This is a genomic window from Roseibium sp., from assembly GCF_050301095.1.
Lineage (GTDB): Bacteria > Pseudomonadota > Alphaproteobacteria > Rhizobiales > Stappiaceae > Roseibium.
On the sequence record NZ_JBNKYW010000269.1, the window covers coordinates 1 to 18,762 of the forward strand.

The 18,762-nt window shown below is 57.7% G+C and carries 18 protein-coding genes; 3 read left to right on the plus strand and 15 right to left on the minus strand.

Annotated features, from left to right (window positions below; translation table 11 throughout):
- Positions 1 to 2,701: hydantoinase B/oxoprolinase family protein (locus tag ACQY7U_RS23690; RefSeq protein ID WP_428650255.1), on the plus strand; the 2,701-nt coding region annotated here is incomplete at its 5' end.
- A gap of 94 nt (positions 2,702 to 2,795) precedes the next feature.
- On the opposite strand, the gene ACQY7U_RS23695 is transcribed toward ACQY7U_RS23690, so the two are convergent.
- Together ACQY7U_RS23695 and ACQY7U_RS23700 are read right to left on the minus strand one after the other, a co-directional pair.
- On the minus strand, positions 2,796 to 3,437 hold the full coding sequence (locus ACQY7U_RS23695) for a DUF1062 domain-containing protein (RefSeq protein WP_428650258.1): 642 nt from the start codon (positions 3,435 to 3,437) through the stop codon (positions 2,796 to 2,798).
- Between the two features lie 335 nt (positions 3,438 to 3,772).
- Positions 3,773 to 4,549: a HugZ family protein gene (locus ACQY7U_RS23700; RefSeq protein WP_428650261.1), complete on the minus strand. Its 777-nt coding sequence runs from the start codon at positions 4,547 to 4,549 to the stop codon at positions 3,773 to 3,775.
- A 187-nt stretch (positions 4,550 to 4,736) separates the two neighbouring features.
- Here ACQY7U_RS23700 and ACQY7U_RS23705 point away from each other — a divergent pair, with 187 nt between their 5' ends.
- Positions 4,737 to 5,189, plus strand: coding sequence for a BA14K family protein (locus tag ACQY7U_RS23705; protein WP_428650264.1), 453 nt, complete (start codon positions 4,737 to 4,739; stop codon positions 5,187 to 5,189).
- A gap of 118 nt (positions 5,190 to 5,307) precedes the next feature.
- On the opposite strand, the gene ACQY7U_RS23710 is transcribed toward ACQY7U_RS23705, so the two are convergent.
- On the minus strand, positions 5,308 to 6,528 hold the full coding sequence (locus ACQY7U_RS23710; protein ID WP_428650266.1) for an alanine racemase: 1,221 nt from the start codon (positions 6,526 to 6,528) through the stop codon (positions 5,308 to 5,310).
- An 86-nt stretch (positions 6,529 to 6,614) separates the two neighbouring features.
- Entirely contained in the window at positions 6,615 to 7,385 is a 771-nt protein-coding gene (locus tag ACQY7U_RS23715; RefSeq protein WP_428650269.1) for an extensin family protein, read from the minus strand.
- 96 nt (positions 7,386 to 7,481) lie between these two features.
- Between ACQY7U_RS23715 and ACQY7U_RS23720 the strand changes: the two genes are divergently transcribed.
- On the plus strand, positions 7,482 to 8,108 hold the full coding sequence (locus tag ACQY7U_RS23720; protein ID WP_428650272.1) for a LysE family translocator: 627 nt from the start codon (positions 7,482 to 7,484) through the stop codon (positions 8,106 to 8,108).
- A gap of 90 nt (positions 8,109 to 8,198) precedes the next feature.
- Here ACQY7U_RS23720 and ACQY7U_RS23725 read toward each other — a convergent pair whose 3' ends face one another.
- The 11 genes from ACQY7U_RS23725 to ACQY7U_RS23775 all read right to left on the minus strand — a co-directional run.
- The gene (locus tag ACQY7U_RS23725; protein WP_428650275.1) at positions 8,199 to 9,359 is read right to left on the minus strand and encodes a DUF2336 domain-containing protein; all 1,161 of its coding nucleotides are present in this window, start codon (positions 9,357 to 9,359) and stop codon (positions 8,199 to 8,201) included.
- A gap of 742 nt (positions 9,360 to 10,101) precedes the next feature.
- Positions 10,102 to 10,767: an FMN-dependent NADH-azoreductase gene (locus ACQY7U_RS23730; protein ID WP_428650278.1), complete on the minus strand. Its 666-nt coding sequence runs from the start codon at positions 10,765 to 10,767 to the stop codon at positions 10,102 to 10,104.
- A 343-nt stretch (positions 10,768 to 11,110) separates the two neighbouring features.
- Positions 11,111 to 12,403 (minus strand): amidohydrolase family protein, encoded by a 1,293-nt coding sequence (locus ACQY7U_RS23735; protein ID WP_428650280.1) that lies wholly within the window; start codon positions 12,401 to 12,403, stop codon positions 11,111 to 11,113.
- Between the two features lie 13 nt (positions 12,404 to 12,416).
- A complete protein-coding gene (locus tag ACQY7U_RS23740; protein WP_428650283.1) occupies positions 12,417 to 13,361 on the minus strand; it encodes an ABC transporter permease in 945 nt (314 codons plus the stop codon).
- Entirely contained in the window at positions 13,358 to 14,440 is a 1,083-nt protein-coding gene (locus ACQY7U_RS23745; protein ID WP_428650286.1) for an ABC transporter permease, read from the minus strand. Before ACQY7U_RS23745 ends, ACQY7U_RS23740 begins: the two co-directional genes overlap by 4 nt.
- On the minus strand, positions 14,437 to 15,984 hold the full coding sequence (locus ACQY7U_RS23750; RefSeq protein WP_428650288.1) for an ABC transporter ATP-binding protein: 1,548 nt from the start codon (positions 15,982 to 15,984) through the stop codon (positions 14,437 to 14,439). The genes ACQY7U_RS23745 and ACQY7U_RS23750 overlap by 4 nt, the downstream gene beginning before the upstream one ends.
- A gap of 104 nt (positions 15,985 to 16,088) precedes the next feature.
- Entirely contained in the window at positions 16,089 to 17,015 is a 927-nt protein-coding gene (locus tag ACQY7U_RS23755; protein WP_428650301.1) for a BMP family protein, read from the minus strand.
- Positions 17,016 to 17,281: 266 nt separating this feature from the next.
- Entirely contained in the window at positions 17,282 to 17,527 is a 246-nt protein-coding gene (locus ACQY7U_RS23760) for a hypothetical protein (protein WP_428650291.1), read from the minus strand.
- A gap of 231 nt (positions 17,528 to 17,758) precedes the next feature.
- On the minus strand, positions 17,759 to 18,121 hold the full coding sequence (locus ACQY7U_RS23765; RefSeq protein ID WP_428650293.1) for a hypothetical protein: 363 nt from the start codon (positions 18,119 to 18,121) through the stop codon (positions 17,759 to 17,761).
- A 5-nt stretch (positions 18,122 to 18,126) separates the two neighbouring features.
- On the minus strand, positions 18,127 to 18,330 hold the full coding sequence (locus ACQY7U_RS23770; RefSeq protein WP_428650296.1) for a hypothetical protein: 204 nt from the start codon (positions 18,328 to 18,330) through the stop codon (positions 18,127 to 18,129).
- A gap of 12 nt (positions 18,331 to 18,342) precedes the next feature.
- Positions 18,343 to 18,762 (minus strand): M15 family metallopeptidase (locus ACQY7U_RS23775; RefSeq protein WP_428650298.1); only part of this gene is annotated, 420 nt, incomplete at its 5' end.

Genomic DNA, 18,762 nt, shown 5'->3' on the forward strand with positions numbered 1-18,762 from the left:
TGACGGCGACTACGAGCGTGCCTTCGAGACCGAAGTCGCAGGCGTGCGCATGCGCGCCCCGATGATGATGATCCACACGGTTGCCGCCGGTGGCGGCTCGATCCTGCATTACGCGGACGGACGCTTCCAGGTCGGGCCGGATTCGGCCGGAGCCAATCCCGGCCCGGCGTGCTATCGGCGCGGCGGACCGCTGACGGTGACCGATGCCAACCTGATGACCGGCAAACTGGCTCCGGAATTCTTCCCGAAGATCTTCGGTCCGAACCAGGACCAGCCGCTCGACGGCGATATCGTGCACCGGAAATTCTCGGACCTCGCAGAACAAATCGGCGACGGCCGCACGCCGGAAGAGGTTGCCGACGGCTTCCTGAAGATCGCCGTCGAAAACATGGCCAACGCCATCAAGAAGATTTCCGTTCAGCGCGGCTATGACGTTACCGAATATGCTCTGACCTGTTTCGGCGGTGCGGGTGGCCAGACCGGTTGCCGGGTTGCTGACAGCCTTGGCATGAAGACGGTCATCCTGCATCCGTTCTCCGGCATCCTGTCGGCTTATGGCATGGGGCTCGCCGACATCCGCGCCGACCGTCAGCAGGCGGTGGTGAGGACCTTGACGGAAGACCTGATGCCGGAGCTGCTTGCGTTGCGTGACCAGCTTGCGGGTCATACCGAGGCGGAACTGGAACGGCAGGACATCTCCACGAACCATCGCCGGACCACCGCGACCACGCATCTGCGCTACGATGGAACCGATACACCGCTGCCGGTACCGCTTGGCGGCGTTGCAGAAATGCGCGCGGCTTTCGAGGACGCCCACAAGAAGCAATTCGGCTTTGCCTATGAAAACAAGCCGGTTGTCGTGGAGGCGTTGGAGGTGGAAACCGCAGGCGGCGGTGCGGGGCTCGTCGAACCCGACCTGGCCCTGGCATCGGAAACACCGGTGGCGGCGACAACTTCACGCCTTTATTCGGAAGGCACGTGGCATGACGCAGGGATCTTCAAGCGTGCTGCGCTGAGGCCGGGCATGAAGGTGACGGGCCCAGCCGTCATCATCGAGCCCCATGCGACGATTGCCGTCGAGGACGGCTGGCAGGCGGAAGTCAACGCCAAGGATCATGTCATCCTGAAGCGGATCGTACCGCTGAAACGGACGGAGGCCATCGGCACCCATGCCGACCCGGTCATGCTGGAAGTGTTCAACAACCTGTTCATGTCCATCGCGGAACAGATGGGCGTGACGCTGCAGAACACCGCCTATTCCGTCAACATCAAGGAACGTCTGGACTTTTCCTGTGCTGTGTTCGACGCCAGTGGTGCGCTGGTTGCCAATGCGCCGCACATGCCGGTGCATCTGGGGTCCATGGACCGGTCCGTCGAGACGGTAATCAAGCTCAACAAGGGCAAGATCAAACCGGGTGACGTCTTCGCGCTCAACGCGCCCTATAACGGTGGAACACACTTGCCCGATATTACGGTGGTTTCCCCGGTGTTCGATGATGACGGCAAGGAAATCCTGTTCTGGTCTGCCTCCCGCGGCCACCATGCCGATGTCGGAGGCTCGGCTCCGGGTTCCATGACACCGCGCGCCACCAACGTGGACGAGGAAGGCGTCCTCTTCGACAATTTCAAGATCGTCGACGAGGGCCGGTTCTGCGAGCAGGAACTCGTCGAACTCCTGACCAACCACCCCTACCCGGCCAGAAACCCGCACCAGAATGTCGCCGATCTCTCCGCCCAGATCGCGGCCAACGAGAAGGGCATTCAGGAACTTCGGAAAATGGTCGCCCATTTCGGGCTGGACGTGGTTCAGGCCTATATGGGGCACGTGCAGGACAACGCGGAAGAAAGCGTGCGCCGGGTAATCGAGGCCCTGAAGGATTCCGAATACGCATATCCGACGGATCAAGGCTCGCTCATCAAGGTCAAGATCACGGTCGACAAGGAAAAGCGCGAAGCCACGGTGGACTTCACCGGCACCTCCGGCGTTAGGCCCAACAACTTCAATGCTCCGGAGCCGGTCACCCGGGCCGCGATCCTCTACTGCTTCCGTGTGATGGTCGACGGCGACATCCCCATGAATGCCGGTTGCCTGAAACCGATCAACATCATCATCCCGGACGATTGCATGCTGCGTCCGTCCTATCCGGCGGCGGTTGTCGCCGGCAACGTGGAAACCTCGCAGCATGTCACCAACGCGGTCTTCGCCGCGCTCGGCGCCATGGCAAACGCGCAAGGCACGATGAACAACCTGACCTTCGGCAACGACATCTACCAGTATTATGAAACCATCTGTTCCGGTTCCCCGGCGGGTCCCGGTTTCAACGGCACTGACGGCGTGCACACCCACATGACCAACTCGCGCCTCACAGACCCGGAAGTACTGGAATTCCGGTTCCCCGTTCTTCTGGAAGATTTCCATATCCGCAAGGGGTCCGGCGGCAAGGGCAAGTGGTCTGCCGGCGACGGTACACGGCGAACCTTGCGTTTCCTGGAAAAAATGGATTGCGCCATCCTTGCCTCCCACCGCACGGTTCCACCGAAGGGCCTTGCAGGAGGATCCGACGGAGAACTCGGCCGGACGGAAGTCCGCAGGCTGGGCGGAACAGTCCAGGTGCTCGAGGGCTGCGACCAGACGGTCCTGGAAGCAGGCGAGGCCGTTACCGTCATCACTCCGACGGCCGGCGGCTGGGGAGCGGCCTGAGGCCAAGAACGCGAACAGTGAACGCCAGGCCGGTATCTCGTTACAGGCCTGGCGTCCGTTTTGTTACAAGATTGCTCCCCGAAAACCGTTCCGGCTACTTGGCGCCTGCCTTTTCGATCAGCCGGTTGACAAGCATTGCATCTCCCTTGTCCCGGATGACGATCGTCAGCTCGCGTGGCGCCGGTCGCCTCAGAGGCTTGCGGGAAGCATCGGAGATGAACAACTCCCCCGCCTCGCTCAGCAGTAGAACCTTCCTTCTGGACAGGCCCAGACCTTTTGCGACGATCTGGTCCAAACGCGCTCTGCAACGATCTGGATTGCGGATCACGAGAAGCGTTTCACCGGTCTGCTCCCCGTCCTGGCCGCTCATCCGCATTTTCAGGTGGAAGCCGGCTTCTGTTCCGGTTTGACTGCGACCGGGCTCCGCCTGCGTGGACCGGCAGCCTTTACGGGCAAATCCGTCGGCCATGGCCGGGTCATTCGACTGGAGCGCTTCGAGTTCTCCTTCAACAAGATATTTGACGGGGCGTCGCTCGAACAGAGTTCGGTTCCAGCTCTTGTTACAGGCGCGGCAGTGATAGATCAGCCAGGCGTCCAACCGGCTGCCATTTGCATTCAGGCGAAATTTTCCGGATGACACAAAAGCCCGCACAACGCCGCAACGGCCGCAGGGGCGGTGAATGGCAGGCACGACATCGCTCAGGATGGTCCATTCAAACTTCAACAAAGACGACATTCCGTTGGTCTTCCTTCGTGGGAAGTCCGTCAACGGGCTGTCGGGACGGCCGCACGTCCTCGGACGCAGGCACACAGTCTGGCTAAAGCAACGGTAAATTCAGCAGCGTATCGGAAGGTTCAGATACGGTTTGGCACAGCCACACCGGTCCCGATCCGCCACCTTGACGAACAAGTCAAATACGCGCCCGATTGAGCGCAATTGCGGGATCGAAGACCGGTTAGAGCGTAGGCAAAACAATCGTCCTGATTGAAAAGGTGACCATTTCTATCCGGACAAGCGGTTTTGCACCAGTGCAAACAGGCGACAGTTTCGAATGCCTTTTCGGGAAACGGTCAGATATTTCTCGCCTGCACCGCCAAGGCAACCAGTACCGATCGCAAGTCCTGAGGATCATCAAGCGGATCTGCAAACCAGAGCCGTTCGACCTTGTCGCCGGCAACCAGATCGAGACCTTCCGGATCAAGGCACGCCAGACGCCAGTTTGCCTTGTCCGCCTTGCACAGGGCTTCGGCATAGAGCCTGACCGCTTCCTTGTGGTCTTCGTTCATGTGGGTAACGGCGCCGGCTTCCATTGCGCTCCAGCGCTCGGGGTCGTCAACGGGCGTAAGAAGGTCCTCTTTCTGCAGTTCGAAGGCCTTGCCGAAGCCCCCGTTCAGGCTTGCGCGCTCGAGTTCAAGTCGAAAGAAGGAAAAATCGCCGAAATCGACGTAGAGTTCCGCTTTGGGGTGACGAGCAAGATAGCGTGAACGCAAACGATTGTGGGTTGGGCTGCCTCTTTCGATCCGAACCGCCTTGCAAAAGAGCGAAGTTCGCGGATGCGCCAGGGGATCCCCCTTGCCCGGCTCCCCAACCAGCAACGAACAGGAAGGCGTCTCGAGAATGGCGGCAGTGTGACCCGAGAGCAGGCTCGTCAGAATGACCGGTGTGCCGTCTATGTCGGAGGCAACGGCAACGCGGCTCGCCAGCGGATGTCCTGTTCCGGCTTCAAGTGCTGCTAGTGCCCCGAACCGGGCACTCCTGACGAGCCCCTTGGCCAGTTGGCGCGCCTGATCGTCCGTCGGCCGGATGACGGATTTCTTTTCCCTGCCTGTTTCGTCCTGACTTTCCACGTGAGCCCTTTCCAGCCGGAATTCGCTTCCGGCTCATGTCCGCGTTTTCGTGTTCCCAAACCCATATCAGAAACCTGAACGCCAGATGAACGGCCATATCAGAACCGGTTCAGGGCACTTGTGTGATTTTCCGACCATCAGCTACGGCGCCACTCACAAAAGGCGCAAGCCCTTGGAGAGAGAACCGATGACTATCTTGAGCAAACGCCTTATCGCCGCCGCCCTGACAGGGGCCCTTCTTTTGCCGACGGTCGCGACTGCGGAAGCAGGTTCGCGGCACGGCTGGCGCGAGCACCACGGCGGCTATCACGAGCGCCATGGCTCATACCGCAAACACAAGCGCCACAATAAAAGGCGCCACAAGAACAACGATAATGTCGGCGCAGCGGTTGCCGCCGGTATCATCGGTCTGGCTGCGGGTGCCATCCTCTTGGGCGCAACCAATCAGCCGAGCTATGCCGGCCCGCCTCCGGTCGATTACTATCCGCCTGCTCCGTACCCCGGTCGCGTTCAGGGTCCCGTCGGTTACCAGCCTTGGAGCCCTGCCTGGTACGACTATTGCTCGTCGAAATACAGGTCGTTCAATCCGTCCACCGGCACTTTCACGACCTACCGGGGTGAACAGCGCTTCTGCCAGTAACTCCGTGATCAAAAGAAGGTCTTCGAACCAAGCCTGACACCTCGCGGCGACAAGCGACAGGCCAGCCGAACTGGCCATCCGCTTGCTGCCGCCTTTTTCACGTCCGGCCAGATTGATTTCAGTCCGCCATCGTCTCGATCGAAGCAAAGCCCTCCGGTGCCTCACCGGCATCGAACGGCGTTTCCACCTCGATCACCTTCTCCGGGTAGAACCCATTGAATCGAGTCCTGAGCGACAGACTGTAAGCGCCGATATGGCCGATTTCGATCCAGTCGCCGGTGTCGACGGTTTCCGGAAGCCAGAAGGGGCGCGAGAGGATATCGACGCTGTCGCAAGTCGCACCACAGACCTTGAAGGGTACAATCTTGTCCGCGTGCCCCGAACGTGTCTTGCGCGCCGGATCGGGAATGAAACGAGCCGGCAGCGTGATCTTTCCGGTCCAGCTGTCGGAGAGCGATGCCCAGATACCGTCGTTGATGTAGAGACGCCGACCCTTTTTCAACAGCACCCGCACGATCAGTGAAATGGACCTGGCAACGATCACGCGCCCGGGTTCGGCCACTAGCGGCAACTCGTTGAACTGCCAATCGGCAATATCGGCCTTGAGCTGCGCCATCAGCTCCTCGAGCGACGGCATTTCCGGCGTCTTCCTGCGTGGGTCGTGACCGTATTTGGCGGGAAAGCCACCTCCGACATCGAGTTCGACGATCGGCACTCCTGCCCTCGACCTGATCCAGTCCGCCGATGCCAGTGCACGTTCATAGGTCTCCGGTTCCTCGATCTGGCTGCCGACATGGAAACACAGACCGCATTTGAAACCGATCCTGTCGATACGCTGCAACAGCTCGACGGCATGGCCGGGCGCTGCGCCGAATTTCTTGGAAAGCTCATAGGCGGCGTGCCCCTTGGTCGCGATCCGCACGAATAAAGTGATGGTTCCAGGATCGATATCCAGCGCCCGCACGATGCGCAGGATCTTGGCGACTTCATCCTCGTGATCCAGGGAAAGGGTCCGAATGCCATAAACTTCCAGGGCCAGACGGATGTCCGATTGGGCCTTGATCGGATGCATGTAGAGCATCTCCGCCTTCGGGGCGGCGGACTTTACCGCCGCGAACTCGGCAGGCGAAGCCACATCGAAACAATCGATCCCGGCTTTTGCCAATGATTTCAGAACAAACGGTTCGCCGTTGGTCTTCACGGCATAAGCGGTTTTTCCGGGAAACAAGTCTTGAAACCTGCGGGCATCTTCATGCAGCACCTTCGGCCGGAAACAGTAGACCGGCTGGTCGGGTCGAAGCTTGAGCGCGGCATCTTTGGCAGTCTTGTATCGTTCCATCAGCAATTCCCGATTAGAAAGACGATCAGCTAAGGGGAACAAGCCTGCACCCGATTTGCAAGCCGCGAGTGAAACACAAACAAAATTTATTGGCAGATGAGATAGGTGCAGGTCTTGCCATGGCAGCCTGTGTCCAGGTGGAAATGCGCCCGGTGGTTCGGGTCCGCGTCCGGCCCCAGGACAGTCGTGAAACGTCCACAGGCCAAACCGTGCACTGTTTTCAGGAACCTCCCTTTGTCAGTGTCCTTTGCCCAATCGTCTTCGACTGTTACCGCAACGCCGTTGGCAAAGTGGAATTGCGTCAGATCGGCAGCCCTGCCCAGCGCGTGCTCGGAGATCTTGCCGTCAGGCTGGTTGTTCCGCCGCCGGCATTGATATCCGGGCCCACTCGTAATGACCGAGACCGGACTGGCAAGTGTCTCTCTTGCTGCTGGTAGCACATCTTCCCGAAGCCATTCCGTCAACACCCCCGCAAATTCGCAGGAAACCGTCAGAGGCGCCGAGAACGTTGTGGTGATTTCCCCCAACTCGACTCCGGTCAACTTGACGGGATCCACAATATCGCAATGTGCGTCCGTGCCGGAAGTATTCCCGACCGGTTCAGCAGTCTCCAGCAGAGCTCCCGGGACGTTACAACGGTCATGAGTCTTTTTCAGAGCGGCCATCCCGTTCGGCTTGAATTCATCTGATTTTCCGAGCTTCGGCTTGGCAGCCGGAATAGCGGCGCGCCTGTCAAAACTCTCCTTCATTGAAGTTTCAAAGGGCTTGTGCGCTGGAACAGGTTCTGACGCTGTCGCTTCTTGAAGAAAGATCCCGGGCATCAGGAACATGAAAAAGAATGTTGCGCCGTTCGTCATACCAATTCCGTCCGACTGAGCACGTATGTTCCGTGACATGATTGAACACGGTCCGCGTGGCGTCTATGGTTTCCCGTCTGAAACCGGAATTTTCCCATGACGTCCGAGCTCTATTCCGCCTATGTCGTTGCGACCCTGATCGTCCTTGCCATCCCGGGGCCGACCATCATGCTGGTCGTGAGTTATGCCATTACCCAGGGAAGGAAGTCAGCCTTTGCAAGTGTCATGGGGGTAGGATTGGGGGATGCCACAGCGGCGGCAGTTTCCCTGATGGGTCTCGGCGCCATTCTGGCCGCGTCTGCCGACGCCTTCACTGTGCTGAAATGGATTGGAGCCACCTATCTGGTTTGGCTGGGTATCAAGATGTGGCGCAGCCGTCCGCAGGTGCTCGGCTCGCAACAGGTACCCGACGTTTCGAACCGGAAAATTTTCTGGCACGCCTATTTGGTCACGGCGCTCAATCCGAAGGGGATCGTGTTCTTCATGGCCTTTCTGCCACATTTCATCTCCCCGCAAGCTCCCGTCATTCCGCAATTGACTTTGCTTGGAATGACTTTCGTGGTGCTCGGAATCGTGAATGCGGCGGCCTATGCGCTGGTCGCAGCGGCCATAGGTCAAAAACTGCGCAACCCGTCCTTGCTTCGTCTCGTCAACAAGGTGGGAGGTGGCTTTCTGATCTCTGCAGCGGCCATGACCGCGGCAATGCAAAGGTCGTCGACCTGAGGACCCGTTCTGGCAGATGAAAAGGCCGTTTGGCGCAGACTTTCAACAGGGCAGAAGTTGACCGCACTTTCCTCCAGCCGAAAAAACCTTCTAACTGGAGGAACTTCGCCTGCTGGACGCAAAGGGAATGTTTTTCTTTTGTGATTGCGCGTCCGCCTGAGCTTTGTCCTCACCCGTCTTCAGACCGTAGGCCGATCCAGACTGCTTCAGGGTTTCAAGCGATCTACGGGCGCCTTCCTCGGTCAACGCCGCATAACGCTGGATGGCAGCATTCAGTTCCAGGCCACCAATGCGCAACCGTCTGGCGCGCATGGTCAGGATGTCCTTGTAGGCATCGGCCGTGACACCATTCGCTTTGCACAGGATGATGAGCGGCTTGTCGCTCGCACTGAACAGAAGTTGAGAAACGGCAGCAGGCGGAAGATCACTGACTTTCGCCAGCAGCATGCCGAGTTCGGCGGTCCTGTCCGCTCTGGCGAACAATGTTACGGCGTCGTCGATCTTCGTCTTTTTGCTGACGACATCCCGGATCAGGGCATTCGACTGTTCCCTCGCGTCCTCAAGCCGTTGAGTTCGGGCAGCAACTTCCGTCGCGGCCCGTTCCGCAAGCAGTTGGACGAGTGTATTGTCGGCGCCCAGGGAACTCACGCGCTCTTTGAGTTCTTCGGTCAGAAACGGCAGCAAGGCATGCGCCGCTTCGTCTGGCAGGTCCGACCGCTTGATGAGAGCGGCCTGGATGGAAACATCGGTCCGCGCCTTTTCGACAAGCTTCAGAAAAGAGGCATCGGCGAACTCAGCCCCCTTGTTCTCCGCCACTTTGGTCAGCACCATGGCATCGCCTCGGTCGACCAGCACTTTGGTGACAGCCTTGTCGACCGTTTCACGGCCTGCAATTGCCCCCAGGTGGTCCATGGAAGCAGAGGAGGCAATCGTTACCAGATCATCTGAAGAAAGAGTGGGGGAATGTTCCAGTACCGGCTCTGCTACGGCAAAGGTGTCGTTGGCCAGCCTGACCATCAACTCATGCGGCGCGTCCTTTTCCCGGCACACCCGTTTGGAAAGAACCATCCGGGTTTCTTCTTCAAGCTGGCCGAGAACCTTCATGACAATATCGCCGAACAGCAGGCTGATCTGTTCGTCCCGGTCGTCACCGGAACTGACAAAGAGATCCGTCAGCGTGCCGATCAGGCCTTTCCGGCCACTCGCGCTGTTGTCTCTCGCCAGATCGGCAAGTTTTGCAAGACTGATCATCCTCACTCCGACGCGCCTGTCGCGTTCAGACTGAATTTAGCAAAACACTCTTAACAGGACGCTACCGCTGCCCAAACGCGTGTTCCTGCGTCCCGGCATGACAACAAATAGCCTGCCGGAGGCGGCGGGCAGGAACAGCGAGAGGAAAAAAAATTGCACGCCCGGTTTTCCGGTGTGGACCTCCTGTCACGGTATGTTTCGTTTTCTTTCAATGATTTATTTAACAAACCGTCAAGATCTGCAACTCTGGAGCGCATTTCCGCATTGCAGCGCAACATCTTTTTCGCTTCGTTTCACGATTTGCCTGTCTTAGTATCGCACCATCAATGAGAGGTAATCGGGAGCGGACAGATGATTCTAGCACGGAACCTGAACATGATTGCCTTTGTCGTGGCCTTCGTTTTTCTGGCTGCAATCGTGGTCGGTGTGATCTGAGCCAATCGGTAAAAGTTTAATGATTCGAAACCGCTAGCAATCGAGCGGCAATAAGATTCAACAAGACAAGAAACCTTCTCCAAGTGATATGCCTTGCGATGGCGTAAGGGACTGTGGACGTTGACTACTTTCGGTGAGCAGTGCGTTTGCACTGCTGTTCCGCAGTTTGCCGGCATTGCAACCTTGGGGAACTCCACCGTTCTGGCGGTTATGTGAAGAAGATTGCAACTTCTGATTTTGTTATCAAATCTTGCAAAAAACTGACGAACCGGCCGATGCAAATTTGCTCCGGCCGGTTTTGAAAGACTTACGCGGCAAGTTCGCGTGTCTGTGCAAGGGCATTGTCCCTGTTGCCAGGATCCATCATGAGCTGATCCGCCGCAACGACCGTGACATCGGTAATGCCGACAAAGCCAAGAATATGCTTCAGATAGTTCACGGCAAAGTCTATTTCGGACCCCACTTTGGTACCGCCGGAAGCAGCAACCACAAACGCTTTCTTACCCTTTAATAGTCCTTCCGGCCCGTTCTCGGTGTATTGAAAGGTCTTTCTCGCACGCGCAATCAGATCCACCCAGGCCTTCAGCGCCGCCGGAATACCAAAGTTATAGACAGGTGCTCCAATGACGATCGTATCGGCCGCTTCCAACTCGGCGACCAGAGTGTCGGAAAGGGCCAGTTTCAATTTCTGTTCGGCAGTGCGTTCTGCGGAATCCGTAAAGTTTGCGCCAACCCAGTCTTCGTCGAGAAAAGGCAGCCCCTGCGAGACGTCGCGTGTCAGAACCTTTGCGTCCGGTGACTTGTCCAGAAGCTGTGTGACCATGGCGCTTGTCAGTTCTCGGGTCACTGAACCTGTCTTTCTGGCCGATGCATCAATCTGCAGGATGGTGCTTCCACTGTTGTTCATCGTTCTCTCCAATTCAATCCAGCAACTCGGGCTGATTTTGTTTGTGAACCAGAGATAGTGAGGCAAGAATCAATCCACTAGCACTAAAAATGTGAACAGTGCGTCGACAACTCCCGGACAACACACCGACAGGCAACTCCTTCAGTGGCTACCCGCCAAACTCGGATATCCTGCGAGGGTACGGACTCATTTGATGGATCCTTCCCGGTTGCCGGCGAGACGCGTTGCGCAGCGTGGTTCGGTTGACCGTGCGAGCGGCGCAACAACGTCCGGTGGGCGGGTATGGTCCACCAGAGGCCGGCTTTGGAGGTTCTTCGGGCTGCGTTGCATGTCTTTTCCGAGACCCGGCATTGCCCCTAGACCTGCGCCTTGCCGAAAAAACACAACGCCGGCCAAATGGATCCTGACCCTAGCCTTCGTTGGGCGCGTAATCAGCGGCATTGATGACAGCCGGCCGGCCGGCAAGAAATAACTCGGTTCGGCGTTCCGGCGACCTTGCGATGACCCTGCCCGCCTTGACGACCGCAAGCCTTGTCGCCTTGAGACGGATCGCCTCAATTGCGTCGCGCGCCTGCAGCAACACAAAGTCCGCCTTGCAGCCCTTCTCAACGCCGTAGTTTTCCAGCCCCATGGCTTTGGCTGGATGAGCGGTCACGCAGTCAAAGCAATACCGGATGGCGTCCCGGCTGGTCATCTGGGCGACATGGAGACCCATACTGGCAACTTCCAGCATGTCGCCCGAGCCCATCGAATACCAGGGGTCCATTACGCAATCATGGCCGAAGGCCACGTTGATCCCGTAAGAGCGCATTTCCGGTACCCGGGTCTGCCCCCGTCTTTTCGGGTAAGTATCGTGACGGCCCTGCAACGTGATGTTGATCAACGGATTGGCAATCGCGTGAACTTCAGCTTCCGCAATCAACGGCAACAGTTTGGAGACGTAGTAGTTGTCCATGGAGTGCATGGAGGTCAGATGCGAGCCGGCAACACGCCCCTGCAGTCCGAGCCTCTGCGTCTCATAGGCAAGCGTCTCGATATGACGCGACATCGGATCGTCGGTTTCGTCGCAATGCATGTCAACCATGAGACCCCGTTCGGCAGCGATCTCGCAGAGCCGTGTCACCGAAGCAGCGCCGTCGGACATGGTCCTTTCGAAATGCGGAATGCCTCCTACAACATCGACGCCCATATCGAGTGCCTTCAGAAGGTTCTTTTCGGCATTGGGAGAGCGAAACAGACCGTCCTGGGGAAAGGCAACGAGTTGCAGATCGATATAGGGTTTGACCTTTTCCCGCACCTCCAGAAGCCCTTGGACTCCGGTCAGGCGATCGTCACAGACATCCACGTGTGAGCGGATGGCAAGGAGCCCTTGAGAGACGGCGAGATCACAGTATTTCAGCGCTCGCTCTATTACTGCCTCGACGGTCAGGATTTCCTTCAATTCCCCCCAGAGGGCAATTCCTTCCAGCAGAGTTCCGCTCCGGTTCATCCTTGGCAGACCAAGTGACAGCGTCGCGTCCATATGGAAATGGCTGTCGACAAAGGGGGGGGAGACCAACCGGCCACCGGCTTCAAGCACCTGCCCGGCCTCAGCATCAATTGCCCTTTCAACGGCCACGATCTGCCCGTTGCTGCAAGCAATATCAACACCGTTGCGTCCATCCGGCAGGTTTGCGTTTTTTACAAGAAGGTCAAAACTCATTGAACTGGTCCCGTCAGCGCTGCCCGCGGAAATATGGAACGAGCAGAGCTCTTGGATAATCGGCCCGGCGGGCAACCACGATCAGGGCAAGGATGGAGAGCACATAGGGCATCATCAGGAATACCTGGCCCGGAACAAAATTGCCGACTTCCGTTTGCAGACGCACTTGAAAAGCGTCAAACGCCCCAAACAGCAGTGCCCCAAGAAGCGCCTTTCCCGGTCTCCATGAAGCAAACACTGTCAGAGCAATACAGATCCACCCACGTCCGTTCACCATGCCGAAGAAAAACGCATCGAATGCGGACATCGTCAGAAAAGCTCCACCGAGTGCCATGATGGCGGATCCGGCGACAACAGTACCAATTCGAAGTGCAAAGACGGAGAGCCCCTGGGATTCCACGGCCGAAGGATTGTCTCCTACCGCCTGTATCGCAAGTCCGAGAGGCGTGCGGTACAGCACATAGGCGGTGATCAGAACCAGCAACAAGGCCAGAAACGTCAGGGCGGTTTGCTGGAAAAGCACAGGTCCAATGAACGGCAGGTCTGACAGTCCCGGCACATCGAGCGGCTGGAAAGCGGTGATGCGCGGCGGGGAAGAGACGTCCGGCAAGGCTGTCCGGTAGACGAAGTAACTCAGCGACGTTGCAAACAGGGTGACGCCGACGCCGGATACGTGTTGGGACAGCCCAAGAGGAACTGTCAGAATTGCGTGAATAAGTCCGAAAAAAGCCCCGGCAAGCGCTGCAACCAGGACGCCTCCCCAAAGGCCCGCTCCGAGCCAGACCGCCATCCAACCCGCCATGGCGCCGGCGGTGAAAATCCCCTCGATCCCGAGATTCAGAACGCCTGACCTTTCGCAAATCAGCGCGCCCAGCACTCCGAAAATCAGCGGCGTTGCGATCCGCAGGGACGCTGCCCAGAAATTCGCTGAAACCAGAATTTCGAGAATGTCGCTCATTCTGCGGCCTCCCTGCCAGACCGTCGTCGGACAATCCTGATCCTGAACCTTAGGAATAGCCCTGACACCAGAACACAGAGCAAAGCCATGGCTACGATCAGGTCAGCGAGATAGTTGGAAACGCCGGTTGCACGCGACATGGAATCAGCACCGACGAAGATGCTGGCAATAAACAAAGCCGCGAACACAACGCCGATTGGCGACAATCCGGCAAGCATCGCAACCACAATGCCGGAGTATCCGAACCCCGGCGAGAGATCGGCCGTGAGATACCCTTTCAGCCCGGCAACTTCGCCAACCCCTGCGAGCCCAGCAAGTGCACCGGACAAAAGCCCTACCCGGATGAAGGTTGCAGTCACCGGAATTCCTGCATGTTGAGCCGCCGGGGCGTTTTCACCGACAGCCCGAATTTCGAAACCCCAGACTGTCCGCTTGAAGAGAAAGTAGACGCCCAGCGCCGCAACCAGCGCGATGACCAATCCCCAGTGGATGCGCATCCGGGCTATCAGTTTCGGTAGTGCGGCTTCATCCAGGATCGGTTCCGATTGCGGCCATCCCATACCCATGGGATCCTTCATCGGCCCTTCCAGCATCATTTGTACAAACAGCAGGATGACGAAATTTAAAAGCAGAGTGGTGACAACTTCATCGACACCCAATCGCGTTTTCAAAAGCGTCGGCCCCAGCATGACCAGCCCCCCGGCGACCGCGCCTGCCAGAACAACTGTTGGCACAAGCAGCGGCGCAGGCAACTGGAGAGCTCCGGAGCCGACGGCAACAGCCGCGAGGGCACCGGCGTAAAGCTGCCCCTCCGCGCCGATGTTCCAGAGCTTTGCCCTGAAGGCGACTGCTGCCGCAAGACCCGTCAGGATAAGGGGCGTTGCGCGTGTCAGCATTTCAGTGAATGCAAACAATGACCCGAAAGCACCCTTGAACATAAGCCCGTAGGCTTCGAATACGGACACCCCGGCAAACATCATGGGAACGGCCGCCAGGATCAGGGCAATTCCGGCGGCTGCAACTGAAATGCCGATCATGCGCAGCGCGGTGACAGGCCCTCTGGGTTCAAACCGTATCATGCAGCATCCACTTCCTCATGCCCTGCCATTCGCAATCCCAAAGTCCCTCTGTCCAGGGTTTCGGTCGGCTCCGCGGTCGACAGGTGCCCCCTGTGCATCACGGCAATCCTGTCGGCAAGCCTCATCAACTCGTCCAGGTCCTCGGAGATCAGGATGACACCTGCGCCCCTTGCCCTGGCTGCCAGCAACCGTTTGTGAACTTCGGAAGTGGCCCCGACATCAAGGCCTCGAGATGGCTGCGCTGCCAGCACCACCCTGGGATTAGGGTCGAGGGTTCTTGCCAAAACAATCTTCTGGATGTTGCCCCCGGACAAAAGCCGAGCAGGGCTTTCTTCGCCCTGGCAACGAATGTCGTAGGCCTCGATCAGCTGTCGTGCACGATCTCGAAGTGCGCCGAACCGCAACAAACCGAATTTCTGGCTTTCGCGTGCACGGATCGTTTCAATCGCGAGATTTTCAGCGACGCTCATTGCTCCGACAATGCCGTCCTTGTGCCGGTCTTCCGGAATTCTTGCTATTCCACTGTCGATCATGGCGCGCGCCGTTGCCCGGCTGAGGTTCTCGGTTTCAAGCAGAATTGTACCTGTGGTCACCTGTTCCAGGCCTGAAATGACCCGGGCGAGCGTCGTCTGACCATTTCCGGAAACACCTGCAATACCAAGGATTTCACCTGACCTCAGTTCCAGGTTTACGTGAAGCAATGCATCCCGCCCTTGCCCGGCGGACACACCACTCAGAACAAGCAGCCCAGCGCCCGGATTGCCTTTGTCCCTTACCGTTTCGGTAATTTCATGTCCCACCATCAATTCGGCCAGCTGACGCTGATTGCAATCGGCGGTCGGCAGGTCCGCAACTTTACGCCCGCTTCTGAGAACGGCGATGCGATGGGACGACGCAATCACTTCCGCCAGCTTGTGGGAAATGAAAATGATCCCAAGGCCGTCGCTCGCAAGCTTCTTGAGAATTGCAAACAGCATCTCCGACTCTTGCGGTGTCAGTACGGCTGTTGGCTCGTCCAGCACCAGTACCTTTGCATCGCGGTACAGCGCCTTCAGAATTTCGACACGCTGTTTTTCGCCGACCGATAGCTGAGAGACACGAGTATCAAGATTGACGTTCAACCCCGAGCGCTCCATCAGGTCCTGCAATTTCTTGCGTGCGGACTGGCGTGAGGAACGGATCGCGGCAAGCGGCTCGGTGCCCAATAGAATGTTATCGAAAGCGCTGAGATTTTCGGCGAGTGTAAAATGCTGGTGAACCATGCCGACACCCGCAGTCAATGCGGCATGGGGAGACCCCGGCTCAAGCTCGCGAAGCGAGCCGCCTCCGTTGTCGACAAGGACATTGCCTTCGTCGGCGACATAGTGGCCGAAAAGGATGTTCATCAATGTGGTCTTGCCCGCGCCGTTTTCACCCAGAAGAGCCAGAATCTCGCCCTGGCGGAGTTCGAGCGAGACATTGTCGTTAGCGCAGAAGGAACCGAACCGTTTGGTTATGCCGTCCAATTTCAGAACAACCGGCGTGAACAAACCAGGAGCCGCCATCACGATCTCCAAATAGACCTGGAAAGGGAAGCAATTCGGCAGCTGGCTGCCGTGGGCAAGTGCCGGTGGCGGCAAATCCGCCACCGGAATGTTCGATCGCCAAACTACATTGTCGACTTCGGCTCGCTGTCGTTCACATTTACCCGAAACAGTCCATCCTTGATTTCCTGTTCTTTTGCCTTTGCCGATGCGACCGCATCTTCTGGCGCCAGACTTTCGTCAACGACGAAACTGCCCCCGCCATAGGACATGAAGCTGTAGGGACCGTAGTCCGCCGGCTCGAAACTTTCCGCAATCACGGCCTCGATGGCCCGGTCCACGGTCGGCTCCATGTGCCAAAGGGCAGACGACAATATGGTCCCGGGATAATCACCCGCGGTGTCGATCACATTGCCGATTGCCAGCAGACCTTTTTCCTTGGCCGCATCGGAAACGCCGAAACGTTCCGCGTAAAGGATATCGGCTCCCTTGTCGACCATCGCAAAGGCTGCTTCCTTGGCCTTGGGCGGGTCGTACCAGGAGTTGATGAAGGTCACCAGGAACTTCACATCGGGATTGACCGAAGTGGCCCCTTCCATAAAGGCATTCATCAGCCGATTCACCTCGGGAATGGCATACCCGCCCACCATGCCGATCACGTTCGACTTGGTGGTCGCACCGGCAATCATGCCCGTCAGATAGCTCGGTTCGTGGATCCAGTTGTCAAAAACAGAAAAATTCGGCTGCGCGGGTCCAAATGACGACCCCATAAGAAAGGCGGTGTCGGGATATTCCGCAGCCACCTTGCGAGCGGCCCGTTCCACTGCAAAGGCTTCACCGACGACAAGGTCCATGCCCTGTTCTGCATATTCGCGCATGACGCGTTCGTAGTCGGTATTTGCGACATTTTCGGAAAATGTGTAGGTGATGTCCCCTCTGGCCTGCGCGGCTTCAAGGGCCTTGTTGATGCGGCTGACCCACTGCTGCTCCACCGGAACGGTATAGATCGCAGCAACCTTGATCGGCTTGTCCTTGGCCGCAGCCGGCTGCATTCCCGCGACTGCAATTGCAGCAACGGCCAATGAAAACTTCAGAACCGAACGTCTCGGCCAGGTACTGGCGGATTGCCAACCACGTAATATCTTCATGACGAACCCCTGGAATTCTTTATTTGACCCGTCATTGTGATCATGGATTCAGCATGGACACAATATGGGCAGAGCCACATTGGGAATTTTTTTTAACGATTGGACAAATTTCCCGTATCGACAACCGGAAGTAAATTCAGTCGCTGTGAAAGGCCCTCCATCGAAACGGCTTATTTGAGACTGGAAAAAAGTTTGTAAAGTCCAGCCAACGCGAGAGCACCGATAATCGTGTTGATTACCTTCCCTTTGACACTGGAGGTTCCCTTTCTGAAATCCCGAAGAAAATGCATGTCTTTCTGTGCTTCAAACGGGTGCTCCACATCAACTCCAAGCGCGCGGAGCACTTCTCTCGCGGCTTCCCGGCCTCCCTCCTTCCCCCCTTCTCTCGCGATTTCCCGCAGTTCCGCTTCTGTCACTCTATTTCCCTTTCAAAGCCTGACTTGATTTCGTCGTACCATTGGTGGCACCGCCGCACGCGGGCATTAGCTCGGCCAAGGGCCTGGTCTGTCCGGATCAAGGCTGCGTCAAGAGGTTCGCCGATACGGACACCGGAACGCTCTTGCTGCCGGCAGTCTAGCGGATAGTCGGGCAGATACCTGGTCGCCTCGATTTGCCCGACTGTTGTGGCTGCCGCTTGCAGCCGTTCGTCAACGTGACCGCAGGCGGTCAAGAAGACCAGGCTGCACAACACAGCCATCCTCGACTGTCGAAACATAGTGTTCCAACTCCTGTGCTGAGGCCTCAGCTTCCGCATTGACCTTGTTCACTTCAATTTGGAGATTATGGTTGGCACCATCAGAGACGGCCTTGCGGCGTCTAAGTTCGTCGAGGCGCGCCCTGACTGCCCTCAGTTCGACATCGGCAACGTATTCTGCGACGGCATGACGAACCGCACTGGACTTATCGACTTTGTGCCAAACGAAGACCGCCAAACTCACCGCACAGAGTGCGGCCAGAATGACACCAGCGGGGGTGTTCAGTATCTTTGCCGCCAGTTTAAAAAAGAGCATGTATATCAGGGCTCCCTTCCTGACCGCGGCCACTTGGCAGCGGCATCGAACCCGAAGGCAGCGACTGCAAACCCGAACGCCGGATAGATGAACAGGTCCGCCCAATCACGAGCGTTTGTCTTGCCGCCTGTCCAGAGATCGAAAACGCAAAGCGCAGCCAGGCCTACCAGCATCGCCCACGCTGTTTCTCGCTTGTATGTCTTGAGCATGATTTTCATCCTCTAAAGCCTTGCTGCCTGGACATGCATCCAGTCGAAGTTTCGAACCCGTCCGAGAGACACCCACCCTTCAGCCTCCCACGCCAGCCAGAAGGGAATGGCGTCGTCATGTGAAAGCCGGGCCTGCGGCCGCTTCCAATGGAGTCGGTTGCGCTCCGGATCAAAGTCGATAGCGATGCCCCAAGCATGCATGGAATAGCGATTGCCACCGCGCATCCGGCGCACGTTCAGGGAGCCGCCGAAAAGATCTAGGCCGAGCGCCTTTATCTCCCGATCGGAATAGAGCCCGCGGATCTTGGTGAAGACCCGCTTGGCTGAGCCCGCGACCTTCTCGTGCAGGGTGATCGACCGGACCGGAACGTCCTTGTCCCAGGCGAGCCGCATGTCCCAAGGCACTGAAACACGGGTCTGGCTAGTTCCGAC